The sequence below is a fragment of the Cellulosimicrobium sp. JZ28 genome (assembly GCF_015327065.1).
In the GTDB taxonomy this organism is placed as follows: domain Bacteria; phylum Actinomycetota; class Actinomycetes; order Actinomycetales; family Cellulomonadaceae; genus Cellulosimicrobium; species Cellulosimicrobium funkei.
Map to the genome: position 1 here is coordinate 1,673,421 of NZ_CP017660.1, position 22,705 is coordinate 1,696,125.

The window sequence follows — 22,705 nt, forward strand, 5'->3', positions numbered from 1 at the left end:
CGCCGCGTTGCCCCGTGGTGTCGAGGAAGACGTGCCAACCCTGAGGTAGCGGTGCGGAACTCGTCGCATGCTGACGGAAATGGTCTCTCTACCCACCGATCCGCGTCACATCGGTGCACGCCAATACCGCGCCGAGCACCATGAACGGGCCGAAGGCTATCGCGGTGCCACGGCGTGCTCGCCGTGAGACCACCAGGCCGAGCGCCCACGCCCCGCCGAGCAGGAACGGCAGGAGGAGCCCGGCGACGAGCTCTCCCCACCCCAGCCACGCGAGCGGGGTGCCGAGCGTGCCGGCGAGCTTCACGTCGCCGAACCCCAGCCCGGGCGGGTGCACGAGCCGCAGCGCGGCGTAGGAGCAGAAGCCCGCGGCGCCCCCGGCGAGCGCGCGGGCGAGCAACTCCCCGTCGCCCGCCGCGAGCGACGCGAGCACGAGCAGCACGACGACCGCGACCCCCGTCGGGAGCACGATCACGTCCGGCAGGCGGTGGGTGCGCGCGTCGACCACGGCGAGCAGCGCACCGGCCGCGGCGACGACCACGACGGCGGGCGTCGCCCACGACGGGCCCGACCACCACGCCGCGGCCAGCGCCGCGAGCAGCGCGAGCGCCCCACCCGCCCGGCCCGCGACCCGGAGCTCCCGGGCGAGGTCGGCGCCACGGCGTCGTCCCCACGACCTCGGCGCGCCCGCGGTGACCACGGCCCTCCGTGCCTCGTCCGGTTCGTCGTCACCCGACCCGCGGAGCGATGCTGCGGCGTGCCTCGTCCCGTCCCCCTGCTGGACCATGCGCGGCACCGTAGCGCGCCCGCGGTGGCGTGGGACGTCGTCGTCCACAGACCGCCACGTCGGCGGGCACGGCGCGGCCCGCGGCGTCCCCTCAGGACCCCTCGACCCGTCGTCGCGCGCCGTCGGTCCGTACTGCGGGCGCCCACCGGGACGGGCGCGCCGACGTGGGAGGATGGCGATCATGCTGCGTTGGTTGACATCGGGTGAGTCGCACGGCGAGGCGCTGGTCGGGATCCTCGACGGGCTGCCCGCGGGCGTCGAGCTCACGACGGACGACGTGCGCGCCGCGCTCGCGCGCCGCCGCCTCGGGTACGGCCGCGGTTCGCGGCAGAAGTTCGAGCAGGACGAGCTGCGCGTCCTCGGCGGCCTGCGCCACGGGGTGACCCAGGGCGGGCCGCTGGCCATCGAGATCGCGAACTCCGAGTGGCCCAAGTGGGTCGACGTCATGTCGTCGGACCCGGTGCCGCCCGAGGCCCTGCTCGTCGACGCCGGGACGGGCGACGTCCGGGAGATCGCGCGCAACCGCCCGCTCACCCGGCCCCGCCCGGGGCACGCCGACCTCGTCGGCATGCGAAAGTACGGCTTCGAGGACGCGCGCCCCGTGCTCGAGCGCGCCTCGGCACGCGAGACGGCGACGCGCGTCGCGCTCGGCACGGCCGCGGCGAAGTTCCTCGAGCAGGCGCTCGGCGTCCGGCTCGTGTCGCACGTCGTCGCCATCGGGCCGGTCGAGGTCCCCGAGGACGCGCCGGTGCCCGGCCCCGACGACGTCACGGCGCTCGACGCGGACCCGGTGCGCTGCTTCGACCCGGACGCCTCCGCGGCCATGGTCGCGGAGATCGACGAGTGCCAGAAGGCGGGCGACACCCTCGGCGGCGTCGTCGAGGTGCTCGCGTACGGGGTCCCCTCCGGCCTGGGCACCTACGCGCAGAGCGACCGTCGCCTCGACGCGCGCCTCGCCGCCGTCCTGATGGGGATCCAGGCGATCAAGGGCGTCGAGGTCGGCGACGGCTTCCGCACCGCGCGCCGCCGCGGGTCCGCCGCGCACGACGAGATCGAGCGCGGCGCCGACGGCCGCATCCACCGTCGCAGCAACCGCGCCGGCGGCGTCGAGGGCGGCATGTCGAACGGCGAGGTGGTGCGCGTGCGCGCCGCCATGAAGCCGATCTCGACGGTGCCGCGCGCGCTCGCGACGGTCGACGTCGTCACCGGCGACGTCGCCAAGGCCCAGCACCAGCGCTCCGACGTGTGCGCGGTCCCGCCCGCGGCGGTCGTCGCCGAGGCGATGGTCGCGCTCGTGCTCGCCGAGCAGGCGCTCGAGAAGTTCGGCGGCGACTCCGTCGCGGAGGTCCGCCGGAACGCCGAGGCGTACCTCGCCGCGATCCCCGAGCTGCAGCGCTGATGACGCCCGTCGCCCCGGGGACCCGCCCGGTCGTCGTGCTGGTCGGCCCGCCCGGCAGCGGGAAGTCGACCGTCGCGCGCCACCTGGCCGAGCTGCTCGGCCTCGCGCAGCGCGACACGGACGTCGACGTCGAGACCACGGCCGGGAAGCCGGTCGCGGACATCTTCGTCGACCACGGCGAGCCGCACTTCCGCGAGCTCGAGCGCGAGGCGGTGACGACCGCGCTCGCCACGCACGACGGCGTCCTCGCCCTGGGCGGCGGCGCGGTGCTCGACGAGCACACGCAGACCGCGCTCGCGGCGTACGTCGCCGCGGGCGGGACGGTCGTGTTCCTCGACGTGAGCCTCGCGCACGCCGCGCCGCGCGTCGGCCTCAACCAGGCGCGCCCGCTCCTGCTCGGCAACCCGCGGGCGCGCTGGGCCGCCCTCATGGAGGCGCGTCGCCCCGTCTACGAGCGGGTCTCGACGCTGCACGTCGTCACCGACGCGCGCACGCCCGCCCAGGTCGCGCGCGAGATCCGCGGGCACCTCGCGGGCGACGTCGCGCCCGGCACCCCGGGGCGCACGACGCCCGCACCCGCGCCGGCCGACCCCGCCGGCACCCCGGTCGAACAGGAGAACGCGTGACCCCCGACGCCACCACCCCCGCCCAGGACCCGGCCGCCGCCGCGCCGACGCGCGTGCGGGTCGCGGGCGAGCAGCCGTACGACGTCGTCGTGGGGCGCCACCTGCTCGGCGAGCTGCCCGCGATGCTCGGCGGCTCGGTGCGCCGGGTGCTCGTCGTGCACCCCGCGGCCCTCGCCGCGACGGCCGAGGTCGTCCACGAGGACCTCAAGGCGTCGGGCTACGAGGCGTACGTCGCGGAGGTGCCGGACGCCGAGGAGGCCAAGACCGCTCAGGTCGCCGCATTCCTGTGGGGCGTGCTCGGGCAGCTGGACTTCACGCGCACGGACGCGGTCGTCACGGTCGGCGGCGGCGCGACGACGGACCTCGGCGGCTTCGTCGCCGCGACCTGGCTGCGCGGCATCCGCGTGGTGCACGTGCCGACGACGCTCCTCGCGATGGTCGACGCTGCGGTCGGGGGCAAGACCGGCATCAACACCGCCGAGGGCAAGAACCTCGTCGGCGCGTTCCACCCGCCGGCCGGCGTCCTGTGCGACCTCGCGGCCCTGGAGTCGCTCGGGCGCTGGGACTTCGTCGCGGGGCTCGCGGAGGTCGTCAAGACGGGGTTCATCGCGGACGAGCGCATCCTCGAGCTCGTCGAGGCGCACGCCGACGCGCTCGCCGCGTGGGGCACCCGGCCGACGACGGACGAGACCTGGGCCGTCGTCGCCGAGCTCGTCGAGCGCTCGGTCGCGGTCAAGGCGCGCGTCGTGGGGGAGGACCTCAAGGAGGCCGGGCTGCGCGAGATCCTCAACTACGGCCACACGCTGGGCCACGCCGTCGAGCTCACCGAGCGCTACCAGTGGCGCCACGGAGCGGCCGTCTCCGTCGGCATGGTGTTCGCCGCCGAGCTCTCGCGCCTCGCCGGGAAGCTGGACGACGCCGTCGTCGACCGCCACCGCGCGATCCTCGGCTCGCTCGGGCTGCCCCTCACCTACCGGGGCGACCGGTGGGAGCAGCTGCTGTCCGCCATGCGCCGCGACAAGAAGTCGCGCGGCGACCTCCTGCGCTTCGTGGTGCTCGACGACGTCGCCCGCCCGACGCGCCTCGAGGGCCCGGACCCGACGCTCCTCGCCGCGGCCTACGCCGAGATCGCGGCGGACGCCCCGGTGGGCCGCGGGCCGATCGCCCTCTGACGGATCCCCGGCAGGGTCAGGCCCAGAGCCCTCGTCCGCGGAGCACGTCGCGCAGCACGTCCGAGCGGTCGGTGACGATGCCGTCGACCCCGAGGTCGAGCAGCCGGTGCATCGTCGGCGCGTCGTTGACCGTCCAGGCGTGCACCGCGACGCCGGCCCGGTGCGCGGCCCGCACGAACGCCGAGTCCACGACCCGGACCCAGCCCTCGCGCACCGGGACCTGGAGGCAGTCGACCGAGCGGGCCGCGAGGCGGGCGAGCGCGTCCGCCCGCGCCCGCCCCGCGAGCAGCATGCCCACCACCGCGCCTCGCGCGCCGGACACGGTCACGGGGCGCGAGAGCCGCGCCACGGTCGCCTCCCGCCGCGACGCGGCGAACGACGCGACGCACACGCGGTCGTGCGCGCGCGTGCGCTCGATCGCGCGCGCGACGGGCTCGGCCGCCGCGGCCGACTTGACGTCGACGTTCACGCGGAGGTCCGGCCACGTCCCGAGGACGTCCTCCAGCGACGGCACCGGCTCCCGGCCGCCGATCCGGGCGGTGCGCACCGTGCGCCACGGGAGGTCGGCCACCAGGCCGCGCGCGTCGGTCGTCCGGTCCAGCGAGGCGTCGTGGAGCGCCACGGCGACGCCGTCCGACGTCGCGTGGGCGTCCGTCTCGACGTACCGGAGCCCCAGCTCGCGGGCCGCCGCGAACGCCGCCATCGAGTTCTCGAGACCGTCGCGCGAGAAGCCGCGGTGCGCGAGCGCCGCGAACGGGGCGTCGAGGTAGCGCGTCGCGCTCATGCTGCTGTCCGCGGACGCGCGCCGGACGATGCGGGGACGGGCGCGGAGCGCAGGTGCGGGTGCCGTGCCGGAGGTCGGGGACGGGCAGCGCTGAGGGTCACCCCGCCAGCCTGCCCGAGGCCGTGGTCCGTCGCCCGTCGGGAGCGGCCCCGGACGTGTCGCCGTCGCTCGCTCCGGCACGGCTAGGCTCGGGCGCCATGGAACGCGTGCTCGTCCTCAACGGACCCAACCTCGGCCGGCTCGGCGTGCGCGAGCCGGAGATCTACGGCTCGGCCTCGATGGCGGACCTCCGCGAGTCGGCGACGACGTGGGGGAGCGCGCTCGACCTCGCGGTCGACGTGCGGCAGACCGACGACGAGTCCGAGCTCGTCGGCTGGCTGCACGAGGCCGTCGACGCGCGGGCCCACGTGGTGCTCAACCCGGCCGCGTTCACGCACTACTCCTACGCGGTGCGCGACGCCGCCGCGCAGGTCACGACGTCCGGCCTGCTGCTGGTCGAGGTCCACCTCAGCAACCCGGCGGCGCGCGAGGCGTTCCGCAGCCACTCCGTCGTGGGGGCGGTCGCGACCGGCACGGTCGCGGGCTTCGGCTTCGACTCCTACCGGCTCGCGCTCGAGGCCGTCGCCGCGCGCCTGCGCGGGACCCGGGCTTGATCTGCCCTGATCAAGCCTGAGGGATTGATGGTCGACAAACAAGGGTCTAGCCTTGATGTCATGTACGTGCTGACCGTCGACCAGCGGGGGAGCACCGGTCGTCCCGACCGCGTCCCCGAGGTGCTCGCGCGGCTCGACGAGATGCTGGCGGGCCGCGGCGGCGTCGTCGTCCCGTTCGCCCGAACGGTCGGCGACGAGGTCCAGGGCGTCCTCGACGACCCGGAGGCCGTCGTCGAGGTCGTGCTCGACCTCCTGCGCGACGGCGGCTGGAGCGTCGGCCTCGGCGTCGGGCCGGTCGACGAGCCGCTGCCCGCGGTCTCGCGCGAGGCGTCGGGCACGGCGTTCGTGCGCGCCCGCGAGGCGGTCGAGCAGGCGAAGTCGCGCGCGGCGACCGCGCCCGTGGCCGTCCGTGGGGAGCCCGCGGCGCGCGCCGCGGAGGTCGAGGCGCTCCTGCGCCTCCTCGCGGCGGTCGTGGACCGGCGCACCGCGCCCGGGTGGGAGGCCGTCGACGCGCTGGCGCGTGTGGGAGGTACCCAGAAGGATGTGGCTCGCGCGCTCGGCGTGTCCGAGCAGGCGGTCAGCCAGCGGCTGCGCACCGCGCTGTGGCCCGAGGAGGCGGCGGCGCGGCCCGTGGTCGCGAGGCTGCTGGGCGAGCTCCACGAGGGGCCGCCGGTGGATCGGCAGGAGGAGAAGGCGTGACGGACCCGGTGACGGTCGTGCTCGTGGTGCTCGTCTGGGTGGTCGCGCTCGCCGCGAGCGTCCTCGGCGGCGGCCCCGTGACCCAGGGGTCCTGCGCGCGGCGGCGCGCGCGGGCGGCTCCGCCGCCCCGGGTCGCGCCGGCCGGCCGCGGCGCGGTGCCCCGGCGGACCCGGCGGCCGTCCCGGTGCCCCCGCCGCCCCCTCCGACGACGGGGCCGATCGGGACGGAGGCCGTCAAGGCCCTGCGCGGCGGGACGTGGATCGGGATCCTCGAGCGGTTCGCGATCACGGGCTGCCTCCTCGCGGGCGAGCCGGGCGGCATCGCCTTCGTCGTCGCGATCAAGGGCCTCGGCCGCTACCCCGAGCTGCGCGAGCACCCCGTCGCGTCGGAGCGCTTCGTCATCGGGACGCTCGCCTCGATGTGCTGGGCGGCGACCCTGGGCGTCGTGGCGAACGCGGTCCTCGCCGCGCTCCGGTAAGATCGTCAAGGCCCATTTCCGCATCCCGCTCTCGTGGCCCCGTCGTGCCGTCCCGGCACGCGGCAGCGCGTCGACGGGACCGCTGACCCTCCGACAGGAAGACGAACGTGGCGACCACCAACGACATCAAGAACGGCACCGTGCTGCGACTCGACGGCCAGCTGTGGACCGTGATCGAGTTCCAGCACGTCAAGCCCGGCAAGGGTGGCGCGTTCGTCCGCACCAAGATCAAGAACGTCATGACGGGCAAGACGATCGACAAGACGTTCAACGCCGGCCTCAAGATCGAGACCGCCAACGTCGACCGCCGTGACTTCCAGTACCTGTACCAGGACGGCGCGGACTACGTGTTCATGGACACCTCGACGTACGACCAGATCACGGTAGGTGCCGAGATCGTGGGCGACGCCAAGGACTACATGCTCGAGAACCAGAACGTGCTCATCGCGTCGAACGACGGCCAGCCGCTCTACATCGAGCTGCCCGCCTCGGTCGTCCTCGAGATCACGTACACCGAGCCGGGCCTGCAGGGCGACCGCTCGACGGGCGGCACCAAGCCCGCGACGCTCGAGACGGGCGCGCAGATCCAGGTCCCGCTCTTCCTCGAGCAGGGCACCAAGGTCAAGGTCGACACGCGTGACGGGTCGTACCTCGGCCGCGTGAACGACTGACCGCCGGCACCGACGGACAGACGACGGACTGACATGGCCGCACGCACCAAGGCGCGCAAGCGCGCGCTCGACGTCCTCTTCGAGGCGGAGCAGCGTCACGTGGACCCGACGACCCTCCTCGCGGAGCGCGTCGCCGACCCCGGGACGGCGCAGACCGCGCTGCCGCAGTACGCGGTCGACATCGTCGAGGGTGTGCTCGCCCACCGCGAGCGCATCGACGAGCTGCTCGAGACGTACTCCCACGGGTGGACGCTCGAGCGCATGCCCGCCGTCGACCGGGCGCTGCTGCGCATCGGCGGCTGGGAGATCCTCTTCAACGACGACGTCCCCGACGTCGTCGCGATCGACGAGGCCGTCGACCTCGCGCGCTCCCTGTCGACCGACGACTCGCCGTCGTTCGTCAACGGGCTGCTCGCGCGCATCGTCGAGATGAAGCCGACGATCACGGCCTGACCGCGGCGCCCGGCCCCGGCCGGGACGACGCCTCGCGCGGCGTCGGTCACGGGTGTGACCGACGCCGCGTCCCACCGGGCGGGACGCGCACCCGGCCGCCGGACCACCGGCGGTAGGGTGGGTGACCGTCAGACATCCTTTAAGGCCCGTCCTGTGAGGCGGGGAAGGAGGTCGCCGGACATGAGCTCTGGCGCTGCTGTGCCCACACCATCCGTACCTCGGCCGGGGTCCGACCCCGAGACGGGGCCGACCGCCGGGACCGTCGTCCTCACGGCGGCGGACATCTCCCGCGCGCTGACGCGCATCGCCCACGAGATCGTGGAGCGCAACAAGGGAGCCCACGACCTCGTCCTCCTCGGCATCCCGACGCGCGGCGTCCCGCTCGCGGCCCGGCTCGCCGAGCGCCTCGCCGCGATCGAGGCAGACGGCGCGCCCGACCCGCACGCGATCGTCGGCGAGCTCGACGTGACGATGTACCGCGACGACCTGCACCGCCACCCGACGCGCACGATCGGCGCGACGCGCCTTCCCGCGTCGGGGATCGACGGCAAGGTCGTGGTCCTCGTCGACGACGTCCTGTACTCCGGCCGCACGATCCGGGCCGCGCTCGACGCGATCAGCGACCTCGGCCGCCCGCGCGCGGTGCAGCTCGCGGCGCTCGTCGACCGCGGCCACCGGGAGCTGCCGATCCGCCCCGACTTCGTGGGCAAGAACCTGCCCACGTCGACGTCCGAGCGCGTGAGCGTGCGCCTCGCCGAGATCGACGGCGCTCCCGCGGCGGGCGACGCGTCCGCCGACGCGGTGGTCATCCGGCCCGCTGCTGCACAGCCGGGCTCCTCCGAGGACGGGGAGGCCCGCGCATGAGGCACCTGCTCTCGACCCAGGACCTCGGGCGTGCCGACGCGATCCGCATCCTCGACACGTCCGCCCAGATGGCCGCGACGCAGTCCCGCGAGATCAAGAAGCTCCCGACGCTGCGCGGTCGCACGGTCGTCAACCTCTTCTACGAGGACTCCACCCGCACGCGCATCTCCTTCGAGACCGCCGCGAAGCGGCTGTCCGCGGACGTCATCAACTTCTCGGCCAAGGGGTCGAGCGTGTCCAAGGGCGAGTCGCTCAAGGACACCGCGCTGACGCTCCAGGCGATGGGCGCGGACGCGGTCGTCGTGCGGCACCAGGCGTCGGGCGCCCCGCACCTGCTCGCGCACGCGGGCTGGCTCGACGCGGCCGTGGTCAACGCGGGCGACGGCATGCACCAGCACCCGACGCAGGCGCTCCTCGACGCGTACACGCTGCGCCGCCACCTCACCGGGACGGGACTGACGTCGCCGGGGGCGAGCGGTCCCGACGACGCCGCGGCGCGCGGCGCGGGCCTCGACGGGCGCCACGTCGCGATCGTCGGCGACGTGCTGCACTCGCGGGTCGCGCGCTCGAACGTCCACCTGCTGCACACGCTCGGGGCCCGCGTGACGCTCGTCGCGCCGCCCACGCTCCTGCCGGTCGGCGTCCAGACGTGGCCGTGCGAGGTCTCCTACGACCTGGACGCGGCCCTCGCTGGAGACACGGCGCACGGCGGCCCCGACGCCGTGATGATGCTGCGCGTGCAGCGCGAGCGCATGAGCGGCGCCGGCGCGGGGGGCGGGGCCTTCTTCCCGAACCCGCTCGAGTACAGCCGCAAGTACGGGCTCGACGCCCGGCGCCTCGGGCTCCTCGCCGAGCACGCCGTCGTCCTGCACCCCGGCCCCATGAACCGCGGCCTCGAGATCTCCGCGCAGGCGGCGGACTCGCCGCGCGCGGTGATCGTCGAGCAGGTCGCGAACGGCGTCGCCGTGCGCATGGCCGTGCTCTACCTCCTCCTCGCGGGCAGCGACGAGGCCGACGCCGCGGCGTCGGCCGCGGCCCTGCCCTCCGCCCAGCCCGTCCCCGCCGTCGAAAGGGTCTCCGCCTCGTGAGCAGCGCCGCAACCACCACGTACGTCCTGCGCGGCGCGCGCCCGCTGGGCGGCGACCCCGTCGACCTCGTCCTCGCGGACGGCGTGGTCGCCGAGCTCGCCCCGGTCGGCGCCGCGCGCGCCGCGGACGACGACGGCACCGTCGTCGTCGACGCGACGGGCCTCGTCGCCCTGCCCGGGCTGGTCGACCTGCACACCCACCTGCGCGAGCCGGGGCGCGAGGACGCCGAGACGATCGCGTCCGGCACCCGCGCCGCGGCGGCGGGCGGCTTCACGGCCGTGCACGCGATGGCGAACACGACCCCGGTCGCGGACACCGCGGGCGTCGTCGAGCAGGTGTGGCGTCTCGGGCGCGACGCGGGCTGGGTCGACGTGCACCCCGTGGGCGCCGTCTCCGTCGGGCTCGCGGGCGAGCAGCTCGCCGAGCTCGGCGCGATGGCCGACTCCGCGGCCCGCGTGCGGGTGTTCTCGGACGACGGGAAGTGCGTCGACGACCCGATCCTCATGCGCCGCGCCCTCGAGTACGTCAAGGCGTTCGACGGCGTCGTCGCCCAGCACGCGCAGGAGCCTCGCCTCACCGAGGGCGCCCAGATGAACGAGGGCGTCGTGTCGGCGGAGCTCGGCCTGGCGGGCTGGCCCGCGGTCGCCGAGGAGGCGATCATCGCGCGCGACGTGCTCCTCGCGGAGCACGTGGGCTCGCGCCTGCACGTGTGCCACCTCTCGACCGCCGGCTCGGTCGAGATCGTCCGCTGGGCCAAGGGCCGCGGGATCGACGTCACGGCCGAGGTCACGCCGCACCACCTCGTGCTCACCGACGACCTGGCGCGCGGCTACGACCCGACGTTCAAGGTCAACCCGCCGCTGCGCACGGCCGCGGACGTCGAGGCGGTGCGCGAGGGCCTCGCCGACGGCACGATCGACATCGTCGCGACCGACCACGCGCCGCACGCGCGCGAGGACAAGGACTGCGAGTGGGCCGCGGCCGCGTTCGGCATGACGGGCCTCGAGACGGCGCTGAGCGTCGTGCAGCAGACCATGGTCGACACGGGTCGCATGACGTGGGCCGACGTCGCGCGCGTGCTGTCGAGCGCGCCCGCGCGCATCGGCCGCATCGACTCGGGGGAGCGCGCCCAGGGCCGCCCGCTCGAGGTCGGCGAGCCCGCGAACGTCACGCTCGTCGACCCGGCCGCGCGGCGCGTGGTCGACGGCGCAGGGCAGGCCACCGCGAGCACCAACACGCCCTTCCAGGGCCGCGAGCTGCCCGGTGCGGTCGTCGCGACGTTCCTGCGGGGCCGGGCCACCGTGCTCGACGGCGCGCCCGTCGAGGCGGTCGCGGCCGGTCGGGGGTGGGGGCGTGAACCTGCCGCAGCCCGTCGCGGCCGGGATCTGGATCGTGCTCGGCGTCGTCCTGCTGACGCTCGTGCTCGTCGGCCGTCGCCGGCTCGTGCGCCGCTCCGCGGGCTTCGTCCCGACGCCGCCCGTCGTGCCGGCGGAGGCCGCGCGCGGCGGCGTCGTGCTCGGCCCGCTCGACGCGCTGTACGTGTCGAGCACGCTCGCGGGCGACTGGCTCGCGCGCGTCGGCGCCCACGGCCTCGGCGACCGGGCGCAGGCCCAGGTCACCGTGTACGACGCCGGCCTGCACGTCGCGCGCCGCGGCGCCGACGACGTGTGGGTCCCCGCGGCGGCCGTCGAGGACGTCGCCCTCACCCCGGGCATGGCGGGGAAGTTCGTCGGGAAGGAAGCCATCGTCGTCGTGACGTGGTCCGTCCCGGCCGAGCCGGTCCCCGCCGACGCCCCCGAGGTCCCGGCGCACCCCGAGGTCCGGCTGGACACCGGCCTCATGCCGCGCCACGACCACGACGTCCCGCGTCTCCTGGAGGCCGTGCGCGACCTCGCCGGCCGCCCCCGGGACGCGGGCGCCGACGGCACCCGCGAACGACGAACCGGGGCGCCGAGCAGCGCCACCGACGCACCCACCGACCAGGACGGCCCGGCGCCGACGCGCGAGAGCGCGGCACCCGGCACCGACGAGAACGACGAGGAAGCACCTTGACCGCCTCAGCGAACGCAGTGAGCTCACCGACCGCAGTCACCTCGGTGACCGGCGCACCCGCCCCCGACCGGGCCCTGATCGTCCTCGAGGACGGCACGGTGCAGCCCGGCCGCGCGTACGGCGCGCGCGGCACGACCGTCGGCGAGATCGTCTTCAACACCGGCATGACCGGCTACCAGGAGACCCTCACCGACCCCTCCTACCACCGGCAGATCGTCGTCATGACGGCCCCCCACATCGGGAACACGGGCGTCAACGACGAGGACCCGGAGTCCGGCAAGATCTGGGTCGCCGGGTACGTCGTGCGCGACGCGGCCCGTCGCGCGTCGAGCTGGCGCGCGCAGCGCACCCTCGACGAGGAGCTCGCGGCCCAGGGCGTCGTCGGCATCAGCGACGTCGACACGCGCGCCCTCACGCGCCACCTGCGCGAGCTCGGCGTGATGCGCGCGGGCATCTTCTCCGGCGACGCGCTCGTGCGCGACGGCTACCCGCGCACCGTGGAGGACCTCGTGGCCGAGGTGAAGGCGGCGCCCGCGATGGCCGGCGCCGACCTCGCCCGCGAGGTGAGCACGGACACGGCGTACGTCGTCGAGCCCTTCGAGGGCACGACGCCGGACGGCGAGCCCGTCGCCACCGTCGTCGCCGTGGACCTCGGCATCAAGTCGATGACGCCCCAGCGCCTCGCCCAGCGCGGCGTGCGCGTGCACGTGGTGCCCGCGGCCTCGACGATCGCGGACATCGAGGCGTACTCGCCCGACGGCGTGTTCTTCTCGAACGGCCCGGGCGACCCGAGCGCCGCGACCCACGAGGTCGAGCTGCTGCGCGGCGTCCTCGACCGCGGCACGCCGTTCTTCGGCATCTGCTTCGGCAACCAGATCCTCGGGCGCGCGCTCGGCTACGGCACGTACAAGCTCGCGTACGGCCACCGCGGCATCAACCAGCCCGTCATGGACCGCCGCACCGGCAAGGTGGAGGTCACGGCGCACAACCACGGGTTCGCGGTCGACGCGCCGCTCGACGGCGAGTCCGTCGCCCCGCACGACCGCGGCCGCTACGGGCGTGTCGTCGTGTCCCACGTCGGGCTCAACGACCAGGTGGTCGAGGGGCTCGAGTGCCTCGACCTGCCCGCCTTCTCCGTCCAGTACCACCCCGAGGCCGCGGCCGGCCCCCACGACGCCGCGTACCTCTTCGACCGCTTCGTCGAGCTCATGACGTCGCGTCGCGCCGCCGGCGCGGCGGGCGCGGGCTCCGACGCCGTCGAGCAGACCACCAAGGAGAGCTGACCGTGCCTCGCAGAACCGACATCTCCAGCGTCCTGGTCATCGGGTCCGGCCCGATCGTCATCGGCCAGGCGTGCGAGTTCGACTACTCCGGCACCCAGGCGTGCCGCGTGCTCAAGGAGGAGGGCCTGCGGGTCGTCCTCGTGAACTCGAACCCGGCGACGATCATGACCGACCCCGAGTTCGCCGACGCGACCTACGTCGAGCCGATCACGACCGAGGTCCTCACGTCGATCATCGCCAAGGAGCGCCCCGACGCGCTGCTGCCGACGCTCGGCGGTCAGACGGCGCTCAACGCGGCGATCGCGCTCGACGAGGCGGGCGTCCTCGCCGAGTACGGCGTCGAGCTCATCGGCGCGAACATCGCGGCGATCCAGAAGGGCGAGGACCGTCAGCAGTTCAAGGACGTCGTCGAGACGTGCGGCGGCAAGTCCGCGCGCTCCGTCATCGTCCACACGGTCGACGAGGCGATCGCGGCCGCGGGCGACCTCGGCTACCCGATGGTCGTGCGCCCGTCGTTCACGATGGGCGGCCTCGGCTCGGGCTTCGCGTACGACGAGGACGAGCTGCGCCGCATCGTCGGCCAGGGCCTGCACTACTCCCCGGTGACGGAGGTGCTCCTCGAGGAGTCGATCCTCGGCTGGAAGGAGTACGAGCTCGAGCTCATGCGCGACAAGAACGACAACGTCGTGGTCGTGTGCTCGATCGAGAACGTCGACCCCGTCGGCGTGCACACGGGCGACTCGATCACGGTCGCGCCCGCGCTCACGCTCACCGACCGCGAGTACCAGAAGCTGCGCGACATCGGCATCGCCGTCATCCGCGAGGTCGGCGTCGACACGGGCGGCTGCAACATCCAGTTCGCCGTCGACCCGGACACGGGCCGCGTCATCGTCATCGAGATGAACCCGCGCGTCTCGCGGTCGTCCGCGCTCGCGTCCAAGGCGACCGGGTTCCCCATCGCGAAGATCGCGGCGAAGCTCGCCGTCGGCTACACGCTCGACGAGATCCCCAACGACATCACGCAGGTCACGCCGGCCTCGTTCGAGCCGACGCTCGACTACGTGGTCGTCAAGGTGCCGCGGTTCGCGTTCGAGAAGTTCCCGGCCGCGGACCCGACGCTCACGACGACCATGAAGTCGGTCGGCGAGGCGATGGCGCTCGGGCGCAACTTCACCGAGGCGCTCGGCAAGGCGCTGCGCTCGATCGACAAGGGCGGCTCGGTCTTCCACTGGGACGGCGAGCCCGTCTCCGGCGCGGAGCTCGACGAGCTGCTCGTGCGCATCGCGCGCCCCACGGAGAACCGGATCATCGGCGTCCAGCAGGCGCTGCGCGCCGGGGCGAGCGTGGAGCAGGTGTTCGAGGCCACGAAGATCGACCCGTGGTACCTCGACCAGATCCAGCTGGTCAACGAGGTCGCGGCGGCCGTCGCCGACGCGCCCGCGCTCACGGAGGACGTGCTGCGCGAGGCGAAGAAGCACGGCCTGTCCGACGCGCAGGTCGCGCGCCTGCGCGGCATGGGCCCGGCGGGCGAGGCGACCGTGCGCGAGGTCCGCTACGCGCTCGGCGTCCGGCCCGTCTACAAGACGGTCGACACGTGCGCGGCCGAGTTCGCCGCCCGCACGCCGTACCACTACTCGTCGTACGACCTCGAGACCGAGGTCGCCCCGCGCGAGCGCGAGGCCGTGATCATCCTCGGCTCGGGCCCGAACCGCATCGGCCAGGGCATCGAGTTCGACTACTCGTGCGTGCACGCGGCCCTCACGCTGCGCGAGCGCTACGAGACGGTCATGGTCAACTGCAACCCGGAGACGGTCTCGACCGACTACGACACGTCCGACCGCCTCTACTTCGAGCCGCTGACGTTCGAGGACGTGCTCGAGGTCTACCAGGCGGAGCTCGCCGCGGGACCGGTCAAGGGCATCATCGTCCAGCTCGGCGGCCAGACCCCGCTCGCGCTCGCGCAGCGCCTCGCCGACGCGGGCCTGCCGATCCTCGGCACGAGCCCCGAGGCGATCGACGCCGCGGAGGACCGCGGCGAGTTCGGCCGCGTGCTCGTCGAGGCGGGCCTGCCCGCCCCGGCGTTCGGCACGGCGCGCTCGCTGGACGAGGCGAAGGACGTCGCGGCCGGCATCGGGTACCCGGTGCTCGTGCGCCCGTCCTACGTGCTCGGCGGGCGCGGCATGGAGATCGTGTACTCGGCCGAGCAGCTCACGGGCTACGTCGAGCGCGCCCTCGTGGCGGCCGCGGCGGAGGACCGCACGGCCGGGACGCTGCCCGCGCCGCTGCTCATCGACCGGTTCCTGGACGACGCCATGGAGATCGACGTCGACGCGCTCTACGACGGCACCGAGCTCTTCCTCGGCGGCGTGATGGAGCACATCGAGGAGGCGGGCATCCACTCGGGCGACTCGGCGTGCGTCCTGCCGCCCGTGTCGCTCTCGGAGCAGGAGATCGAGCGCATCCGCCGCTCGACCGAGGCCATCGCGAAGGGCGTCGGCGTGCGCGGCCTGCTCAACGTGCAGTACGCGCTCGTCTCCGACGTGCTCTACGTCCTGGAGGCCAACCCCCGCGCGTCGCGCACGGTGCCGTTCGTCTCGAAGGCGACGGGCACGTCGCTCGCGAAGGCCGCGGCGCGCGTCATGGCGGGCGAGTCGATCGCGGAGCTGCGCGCCGCGGGCGTGCTGCCCGCCGAGGGCGACGGCGGCACGCTCCCGCTCGACGCGCCGATCGCGGTCAAGGAGGCGGTCCTGCCGTTCAAGCGCTTCCGCACCGCGGACGGCGTCGTGGTCGACACGGTGCTCGGCCCCGAGATGCGCTCGACGGGCGAGGTCATGGGCTTCGACCGCGACTTCCCGCACGCGTTCGCCAAGTCGCAGGCCGCCGCGTTCGGCGGGCTGCCGACGTCGGGCCGCGTGTTCGTCTCGGTCGCGGACCGCGACAAGCGCTCGATCGTCTTCCCGGTCAAGCGCCTCGCGGAGCTCGGCTTCGAGATCCTCGCGACGGACGGCACGTCGAGCGTGCTGCGCCGCAACGGCATCGCGTCGCGCGTGGTGCGCAAGTTCTCCGCGGGCCGCGGGGCGGACGGCGAGCCGACGATCGTCGACCTCATCACGGCCGGCGAGGTGGACATGGTCATCAACACGCCGTCCGGGCAGGGCGCGCGGGCCGACGGCTACGAGATCCGCGCGGCCACGACGGCGGCCGACAAGCCGATCGCGACGACGGTCGACCAGCTCGCCGCCGCGGTGCAGGGCATCGAGGCCGTCCTCGCCGGGCCGTTCGCGGTCGCGAGCCTCCAGGAGCACATGGCGGGCGAGGGCCTGACCGACGGCGTCGAGCTGCCCGCTCCCGCCGCGGAGCGGGTGGGCGCGTGAGCGCGGGCTTCGGCGCGCGCCTCGCGGCGGCGACGGCGGACCACGGGCCGCTGTGCGTGGGCATCGACCCGCACCCGGGCCTGCTCGCGGACTGGGGCCTGCCCGACGACGCCTCCGGGCTGCGCGAGTTCGGCCTGCGGGTCGTCGAGGCGGTCGGGGGCCGCGTCGCCGCGGTCAAGCCGCAGTCGGCGTTCTTCGAGCGCCACGGGTCGCGCGGCGTCGCAGCGCTGGAGGAGGTCCTCGCGGCGGCCCGCGCCGCCGGGACGCTGACGATCATGGACGCCAAGCGCGGCGACATCGGCTCGACCATGGCCGCGTACGCCGACGCGTACCTGCGCGACGGGTCGCCGCTCGCGGCGGACGCGCTGACCGTGTCCCCGTACCTGGGGTTCGGGTCGCTGCAGCCCGCGGTGGACGCGGCGCTGGAGACGGGGCGCGGCCTGTTCGTGCTGTGTCTGACGTCGAACCCCGAGGGCGCCGAGGTGCAGCACGCGCGCCGGGGCGCCGGGGCGGGCGTGGAGTCCGTCGCGGCGCACGTCGCGCGCGAGGCGGCGCAGGTGAACGCCCCGGTCGTCGCCGCGGGCGACGCGCTCGGGCCGGTCGGGCTCGTGGTGGGCGCGACGATCGCGGACGCCGCGGCGCGCACGGGGACCGACCTCGCGGCCGTGCGCGGGCCGCTCCTCGCGCCCGGCGTGGGCGCGCAGGGCGCGGGCGCGGCCGAGCTCGCCGCCGTCTTCGGCGACGCGCGGCGCCAGGTGCTCGCGTCGTCGTCGCGCGGGGTGCTGCGCGCCGGGCCGGACGCGGACGCGCTGCGCGCGGCGGCCCGCGCCGCCACGGACGAGGCGGCGCAGGCCCTGCGCGGTTGAGACCCCCACCTCGCGGGACCGGGCCGGCACCCTCGCGGGTGCTGGCCCGGTCGCCGTCGTGCCCCGCGGTCCCGTGCCAGACTGCGCCCATGACCTCCCGCGACGAGACGACCGACCCCGCCCCGACCGCTGCCGGTACGCCTCCGGAGCTGCCCCCGCCGGGCGCCGTGCCGGGCGCCCTGGACGTGCCGGGCACGTGGAACGCGCGCGACGTGGGCGGTCGGGCGGTGCCGGCCGGTCACGACGAGCCGCTGCGGACGGGCGTGCTGCTGCGCACGGCGAGCCTGTCCCGGCTCACCCCCGCGGGCCAGGCCGCGCTCGTCGACCTGGACGTCCGGACGGTCGTCGACCTGCGCGGCGGGGACGAGCTCGCGCGCGACGGCGCGGACGCCGTCCCGGGCGGCGTGCGCGTGCTGCGCCGGGGCATGGACCCGACGCCGGGCCTGGTCGACGGGGGAGCGGGCGCGGGCGCCTCGGCGGACCCGGCGGAGCTCGTCGCGGGCCTGCTCGCGGCCGACGACCCGGCCGCGGTCGCGCGGCGCCTCATGCACGGCGTGTACGCGACGTTCGTCACGGACCCGGGCATCCGGGAGACGGTCGGCCGTGTCCTGGCGGACGTCGCCGCGGCCGACGGCGCGAGCGTCGTGCACTGCTCGGCGGGCAAGGACCGCACGGGCTGGGTCGTGGCGCTCGTGCAGTACGTCGCGGGGGTCCCGGAGGAGGAGCGCATGGCCGAGTACCTCGCGAGCGCGGCCGTGGCCGAGGGGCTCGCCGCGCTCGTGCCCCCGCTGCCGGGGCTGTCGCCCGAGGCGCTGGCGCCGGTCCTCACCGTCGAGCCCGCGTACCTGGAGGGCGCGTGGGAGCTGGCGGTGCGCGAGCACGGGAGCATCGACGACTACCTCGTGGCGTGCGGCGTGACGACGGCGGTGCGCGACGCGCTCGTGGCGCGCCTCGTGGCGTCCTGAGCCGCCCCCGATCCGCGTCCCGCCCTCGTTTCCGCCGTCGTTCCCGGCCCGCTGCCGGGGCCGTGACGGAGACCGACCCGGTACGGCCGCGGACGACGCGCCATGCCCAGTCGTTGCCCGATCGCCCGAGGCTCGCTACTTTCGAGGGGTCGGCTCCGTGCGTCGGCGCAGGTCGCCCGGGTGATCCACCCGGGCGGGGCTCCACCTGCGGGCACGCCGGGACGACTGAGTGGGCCCATCCGCCTGACGACGAGTAGGTGACTTGCGTGGCACTTCCACCCCTGACCCCAGAACAGCGCGCGGCGGCGCTCGAGAAGGCCGCGGAGGCACGACGCGTGCGCGCCGAGGTGAAGAACCGGCTCAAGTACTCCCAGGGCTCCCTGAAGGAGGTCATCGAGCGCGGCCAGACGGACGACATGATCGGCAAGCTCAAGGTCGTCTCGTTGCTGGAGTCCCTGCCCGGCGTGGGTAAGGTGAAGGCTCGGGCGATCATGGACGAGATCGGGATCGCCGAGACACGTCGTGTCCGCGGCCTCGGCCCCCACCAGTCCGCGGCCCTCATCGAGAGGTTTGGCTGACATTTCCGCGCACCCGTCCGAGCCGACGCCGTCCGTCCCCGCCGGGGAGACCACGGAGTCGGCGTCGCCGCCCGTCGTCCCCGGCCCCGCCCGCCTGACCGTCCTGGCCGGCCCGACCGCCGTCGGGAAGGGCACGGTGTCGGCCGACATCCGGGCCCGCTACCCAGAGGTGTGGCTGTCCGTGTCGGCGACGACGCGCGACCCGCGGCCGGGCGAGGTGGACGGCGTGCACTACCTGTTCGTCGGCCCGGACGAGTTCGCGCGCATGGTCGCGGACCGTGAGCTGCTGGAGTGGGCCGTCGTGCACGGGCGCAACAGCTACGGCACGCCCCGGCGCGCGGTCGAGGAGAAGCTCGCCGCGGGCGTGCCGGCGCTCCTGGAGATCGACCTCCAGGGTGCGCGGCAGGTCCGGGCGTCGATGCCCGAGGCCCGGTTCGTGTTCCTGGCGCCGCCGAGCTGGGACGAGCTCGTGCGTCGCCTGGTCGGCCGCGGCACGGAGGACGCGGAGGAGCGGGAGCGCCGGCTGACGACGGCCCGGGTCGAGCTCGCGGCGGAGTCGGAGTTCGACCACGTCATCGTCAACGACGAGGTGCACCGCGCGACGGACGAGCTGGTGCGCGTCATGGGGCTCGAGCCCCGTCCCGTCCCGGCGGAGGGCTCGTCCCCGGCGTCGTCCCCCGTGCCGTCCGGGCACGGCGAGGGGCACAGCGAGTAGACTGTCCTGCGGTGCCCGTGCGCGGGCGTTCCCCCGTGGGCCCGAGGCCCGGTCGGCGGCCCGTCCTGCGACGTGGTGCCGCGGCCGCCCGGTCCCGGACGGGGGCGCCGTGCGCGCCGCCGCCATCGACCAGCTGCAGCGCCCGCTGCAGACCCTTGAACCCACGGAGCGAACTGTGTCCGGAACCGTCGCCGCCCCCGAGGGCATCACCGACCCGCCCATCGACGACCTGCTCGAGCACGTCGACTCGAAGTACGCGCTGGTCATCTACTCGGCCAAGCGCGCGCGCCAGATCAACGCGTACTACTCGCAGCTCAGCGAGGGCCTGCTGGAGAACGTCGGGCCGCTGCTCGAGACGCGCAACCAGGAGAAGCCGCTCTCGATCGCGATGCGCGAGATCAACGCGGGCCTGCTGACGATCGAGGCCGAGCCCGACGAGGCCCCCGAGGCCTGAGCCCGCACGCCGCGCACCTCCACCGGAGGGCGCGGCGTTCGTGCGTCCGCGCCCGGGTGCGCGGGCCCCCTGTCCCGCCGCGTTCGGCGACGGGTCTGAGCCGGACCTCCAGGAGGAACGACATGCGGATCGTGCTCGGCGTGAGCGGCGGGGTCGCGGCGTACAAGGCCGTGCTGCTGCTGCGGCTGCTGCGGGAGCAGGGCCATCGGGTGCGGGTGGTGCCGACGGCGTCCGCCCTGCGCTTCGTGGGCGCGCCCACGTGGGAGGCGCTGTCGGGCGAGCCGGCCACGGACCAGGTGTTCGAGGACGTCGAGCACGTGCCGCACGTCGCCCTGGGGCAGGGCGCCGACCTCGTGGTCGTGGCGCCCGCCACGGCGGACCTGCTCGCGCGCGCGGCGGCCGGGCGCGCGGACGACCTGCTGACCTCGACGCTGCTCACCGCGCGCTGCCCGGTGGTCATGGCGCCCGCGATGCACACGGAGATGTGGGAGCACCCGGCGACGGTCGCGAACGTGGCGACGCTGCGGGCGCGGGGCGTGCACGTGATCGAGCCGGCGTCCGGCCGCCTCACGGGGGCGGACACCGGGCCGGGGCGCCTGCCCGAGCCGGACGAGATCGCGCGCGTCGCGCTCGCCGTCGTGGAGGACGCGTCCCGCGCGAACGCCGCCGACGCGGGCGCGGAGCCCGGCCACGGGCCCGGCAGCGGGCCCGCGCAGGATCTCGCGGGCCGGCGCGTCGTGGTGTCGGCGGGCGGCACGCGCGAGCCCATCGACCCGGTGCGGTTCATCGGCAACCGGTCGAGCGGGCGTCAGGGCGTCGAGCTCGCGCGTGCGGCGGCGGCGCGCGGCGCGCACGTCACGCTCGTGGCGGCGAACCTCTCCCCGGACGTGGCGGCGCTCGTGCGCGTGCCCGGGGGCGTGCCCGACGCCGTGGTGGAGGTCGAGACGACGGCGCAGCTGCGCGACGCGGTGCGGTCGGCGGCGGCCGGGGCGGACGTCGTGGTCATGGCGGCGGCCGTCGCGGACTTCCGCCCGGCCCATGCGCCCGACGCGAAGATCAAGAAGGTGCCGGGCCAGGGGCCCGAGCCGATCGCGCTCGTGGAGAACCCGGACGTGCTCGCCGAGCTCGCCCGCGACCGGCTGCGCCCGGGCCAGGTGGTGGTCGGCTTCGCGGCGGAGACCGGTGACGCGCACGGGTCCGTGCTCGACCACGGCCGGGCCAAGGCGCGGCGCAAGGGCGCGGACCTGCTCGTGGTCAACGCCGTGGGCGAGGGTCGCGGGTTCGCGGTCGACGCGAACGACGTGACCGTGGTCGACGGCGCGGGGGACGTCGTCGCGACGGCGAGCGGGTCGAAGGGCGAGGTCGCGGACGCGGTGTGGGACGTCGTCGTGCCGCGCGTGGCGCCGTCGGACGAGCGGGCCGGGGCCGACGAGTGACCCGCGTCTCGTCTCGCCTGCCGGATATGCTCGCCCACCTTTCGGGACAGTAGGCTGTGCGCCATGGCTGAGCTGCGTCTCTTCACGTCCGAGTCCGTCACCGAGGGGCACCCGGACAAGGTCTGCGACCAGATCTCCGACGCGATCCTCGACGCGCTCCTCGCGCAGGACCCGACGTCCCGCGTGGCGGTGGAGACGATGGTCACCACGGGCCTGGTGCACGTCGCCGGCGAGGTGACGACCGACGCGTACGTCGAGATCCCGCAGATCGTGCGCGACGTCGTGCGCCGGATCGGGTACACGTCGTCGGTGATCGGCTTCGACGCGGACTCGTGCGGCATCTCGGTGTCGATCGGCCAGCAGTCGCCGGACATCGCGCAGGGCGTCGACAAGAGCCTCGAGGAGCGCGACGACCAGGGCGACCACGACCCCCTCGACGCGCAGGGCGCGGGCGACCAGGGCCTGATGTTCGGGTACGCGAGCGACGACACGCCGAGCCTCATGCCCCTGCCGGTGTGGCTCGCGCACCGTCTCGCCGAGCGCCTGGCGGCGGTGCGCCGGGACGGCACGGTGCCGGGCCTGCGCCCGGACGGCAAGACGCAGGTCACCGTCGGGTACGACGGCGACCGCGCGGTCAGCCTCGACACGGTGGTCCTCTCGACGCAGCACGACCCGGACGTCCGTCAGGACGAGCTGCACCGGCAGGTCGCGGCGCAGGTCGTGGCCCCCGTGCTGGACGCCGCGGGCCTCGACCTCGACGTGCGCGCGACGCGCCTGTTCGTCAACCCCACCGGCACGTTCGTCGTGGGCGGCCCGCAGGGCGACGCGGGCCTGACGGGCCGCAAGATCATCGTCGACACGTACGGCGGCATGGCCCGCCACGGCGGGGGCGCGTTCTCCGGCAAGGACCCGTCGAAGGTGGACCGCTCGGCCGCGTACGCGACGCGCTGGGTCGCGAAGAACGTCGTCGCCGCGGGTCTGGCGCGGCGCTGCGAGGTGCAGGTCGCGTACGCGATCGGCAAGGCGCACCCCGTCGGCCTGTACGTGGAGACGTTCGGCACGGAGAAGGTCCCGGTCGAGCGCATCACGGCCGCGATCCGCGAGGTGTTCGACCTGCGCCCGGCGGCGATCATCCGCGACCTGGACCTGCTGCGTCCCATCTACGCCCCGACGGCGGCCTACGGGCACTTCGGGCGCGAGCTCGAGCAGTTCACGTGGGAGCGCACGGACCGCGTCGCGGACCTGCAGTCCCAGGTGTGAGGAGCGTCGTCGCGCCGGTCGCGGGCGACGGCCGCGTACCCGGGCGGCACG

22 protein-coding genes and 1 pseudogene are annotated in these 22,705 nt (G+C 75.1%); 21 read left to right on the forward strand and 2 right to left on the reverse strand.

Going from position 1 to position 22,705, the window contains the following annotated elements:
- Positions 1 to 88: 88 nt before the first annotated feature.
- Complete coding sequence (locus BJP59_RS07680) at positions 89 to 697, reverse strand: prepilin peptidase (protein WP_194522618.1); 609 nt, start codon at positions 695 to 697, stop codon at positions 89 to 91.
- A 268-nt stretch (positions 698 to 965) separates the two neighbouring features.
- Here BJP59_RS07680 and aroC point away from each other — a divergent pair, with 268 nt between their 5' ends.
- The 3 genes from aroC to aroB are packed head-to-tail and all read left to right on the forward strand — an operon-like array spanning position 966 to position 3,981.
- Positions 966 to 2,183 (forward strand): chorismate synthase, encoded by a 1,218-nt coding sequence (gene aroC / locus BJP59_RS07685; protein ID WP_076405042.1) that lies wholly within the window; start codon positions 966 to 968, stop codon positions 2,181 to 2,183.
- Positions 2,183 to 2,809, forward strand: a complete 627-nt coding sequence (locus BJP59_RS07690; protein WP_061267277.1) for a shikimate kinase — start codon at positions 2,183 to 2,185, stop codon at positions 2,807 to 2,809. The genes aroC and BJP59_RS07690 overlap by 1 nt, the downstream gene beginning before the upstream one ends.
- Positions 2,806 to 3,981, forward strand: a complete 1,176-nt coding sequence (gene aroB, locus BJP59_RS07695; RefSeq protein WP_061267278.1) for a 3-dehydroquinate synthase — start codon at positions 2,806 to 2,808, stop codon at positions 3,979 to 3,981. Before BJP59_RS07690 ends, aroB begins: the two co-directional genes overlap by 4 nt.
- Positions 3,982 to 3,997: 16 nt before the next feature.
- On the opposite strand, the gene BJP59_RS07700 is transcribed toward aroB, so the two are convergent.
- The gene (locus BJP59_RS07700) at positions 3,998 to 4,765 is read right to left on the reverse strand and encodes a glycerophosphodiester phosphodiesterase family protein (RefSeq protein ID WP_061267279.1); all 768 of its coding nucleotides are present in this window, start codon (positions 4,763 to 4,765) and stop codon (positions 3,998 to 4,000) included.
- Positions 4,766 to 4,962: 197 nt separating this feature from the next.
- Here BJP59_RS07700 and BJP59_RS07705 point away from each other — a divergent pair, with 197 nt between their 5' ends.
- From BJP59_RS07705 to metK, 18 genes and pseudogenes are all read left to right on the forward strand, one after another.
- A complete protein-coding gene (locus BJP59_RS07705; RefSeq protein WP_061267280.1) occupies positions 4,963 to 5,418 on the forward strand; it encodes a type II 3-dehydroquinate dehydratase in 456 nt (151 codons plus the stop codon).
- A 60-nt stretch (positions 5,419 to 5,478) separates the two neighbouring features.
- Positions 5,479 to 6,117: a hypothetical protein gene (locus BJP59_RS07710; RefSeq protein ID WP_061267281.1), complete on the forward strand. Its 639-nt coding sequence runs from the start codon at positions 5,479 to 5,481 to the stop codon at positions 6,115 to 6,117.
- Between the two features lie 184 nt (positions 6,118 to 6,301).
- Positions 6,302 to 6,595, forward strand: coding sequence for a hypothetical protein (locus BJP59_RS19745; RefSeq protein ID WP_051028383.1), 294 nt, complete (start codon positions 6,302 to 6,304; stop codon positions 6,593 to 6,595).
- A gap of 107 nt (positions 6,596 to 6,702) precedes the next feature.
- Positions 6,703 to 7,266, forward strand: coding sequence for an elongation factor P (efp, locus tag BJP59_RS07720; RefSeq protein ID WP_021482610.1), 564 nt, complete (start codon positions 6,703 to 6,705; stop codon positions 7,264 to 7,266).
- A 33-nt stretch (positions 7,267 to 7,299) separates the two neighbouring features.
- Positions 7,300 to 7,719: a transcription antitermination factor NusB gene (gene nusB, locus BJP59_RS07725; protein WP_021482611.1), complete on the forward strand. Its 420-nt coding sequence runs from the start codon at positions 7,300 to 7,302 to the stop codon at positions 7,717 to 7,719.
- A gap of 180 nt (positions 7,720 to 7,899) precedes the next feature.
- Positions 7,900 to 8,583, forward strand: a complete 684-nt coding sequence (gene pyrR / locus BJP59_RS07730; protein WP_061267282.1) for a bifunctional pyr operon transcriptional regulator/uracil phosphoribosyltransferase PyrR — start codon at positions 7,900 to 7,902, stop codon at positions 8,581 to 8,583.
- Positions 8,580 to 9,671, forward strand: coding sequence for an aspartate carbamoyltransferase catalytic subunit (locus BJP59_RS07735; RefSeq protein ID WP_194522619.1), 1,092 nt, complete (start codon positions 8,580 to 8,582; stop codon positions 9,669 to 9,671). The genes pyrR and BJP59_RS07735 overlap by 4 nt, the downstream gene beginning before the upstream one ends.
- A pseudogene (locus BJP59_RS07740) lies at positions 9,668 to 11,008 on the forward strand (dihydroorotase); the annotation flags it as partial. The gene BJP59_RS07735 and the pseudogene BJP59_RS07740, both read left to right, overlap by 4 nt.
- Positions 11,009 to 11,024: 16 nt before the next feature.
- On the forward strand, positions 11,025 to 11,723 hold the full coding sequence (locus BJP59_RS07745; RefSeq protein WP_194523161.1) for a PH-like domain-containing protein: 699 nt from the start codon (positions 11,025 to 11,027) through the stop codon (positions 11,721 to 11,723).
- 44 nt (positions 11,724 to 11,767) lie between these two features.
- Positions 11,768 to 13,006 (forward strand): glutamine-hydrolyzing carbamoyl-phosphate synthase small subunit, encoded by a 1,239-nt coding sequence (carA, locus tag BJP59_RS07750; protein ID WP_228485412.1) that lies wholly within the window; start codon positions 11,768 to 11,770, stop codon positions 13,004 to 13,006.
- 2 nt (positions 13,007 to 13,008) lie between these two features.
- Positions 13,009 to 16,380 carry a carbamoyl-phosphate synthase large subunit gene (gene carB, locus BJP59_RS07755; RefSeq protein ID WP_194522620.1) on the forward strand — a complete coding sequence of 1,124 codons (3,372 nt, stop codon included), beginning with the start codon at positions 13,009 to 13,011 and terminating at the stop codon, positions 16,378 to 16,380.
- Complete coding sequence (gene pyrF / locus BJP59_RS07760) at positions 16,377 to 17,246, forward strand: orotidine-5'-phosphate decarboxylase (RefSeq protein WP_085387981.1); 870 nt, start codon at positions 16,377 to 16,379, stop codon at positions 17,244 to 17,246. Before carB ends, pyrF begins: the two co-directional genes overlap by 4 nt.
- 89 nt (positions 17,247 to 17,335) lie before the next feature.
- Positions 17,336 to 18,211, forward strand: coding sequence for a tyrosine-protein phosphatase (locus BJP59_RS07765; protein WP_194522621.1), 876 nt, complete (start codon positions 17,336 to 17,338; stop codon positions 18,209 to 18,211).
- Positions 18,212 to 18,477: 266 nt separating this feature from the next.
- Positions 18,478 to 18,789, forward strand: coding sequence for an integration host factor, actinobacterial type (gene mihF, locus BJP59_RS07770; RefSeq protein ID WP_194522622.1), 312 nt, complete (start codon positions 18,478 to 18,480; stop codon positions 18,787 to 18,789).
- Between the two features lie 103 nt (positions 18,790 to 18,892).
- Complete coding sequence (gmk, locus tag BJP59_RS07775; RefSeq protein ID WP_198163233.1) at positions 18,893 to 19,504, forward strand: guanylate kinase; 612 nt, start codon at positions 18,893 to 18,895, stop codon at positions 19,502 to 19,504.
- A gap of 175 nt (positions 19,505 to 19,679) precedes the next feature.
- Positions 19,680 to 19,958: a DNA-directed RNA polymerase subunit omega gene (gene rpoZ, locus BJP59_RS07780; RefSeq protein WP_031316460.1), complete on the forward strand. Its 279-nt coding sequence runs from the start codon at positions 19,680 to 19,682 to the stop codon at positions 19,956 to 19,958.
- Between the two features lie 122 nt (positions 19,959 to 20,080).
- Entirely contained in the window at positions 20,081 to 21,394 is a 1,314-nt protein-coding gene (locus BJP59_RS07785) for a bifunctional phosphopantothenoylcysteine decarboxylase/phosphopantothenate synthase (protein ID WP_194522623.1), read from the forward strand.
- A 63-nt stretch (positions 21,395 to 21,457) separates the two neighbouring features.
- Positions 21,458 to 22,654: a methionine adenosyltransferase gene (gene metK / locus BJP59_RS07790; RefSeq protein ID WP_034653075.1), complete on the forward strand. Its 1,197-nt coding sequence runs from the start codon at positions 21,458 to 21,460 to the stop codon at positions 22,652 to 22,654.
- The last annotated feature ends 51 nt before the right edge of the window (positions 22,655 to 22,705 follow it).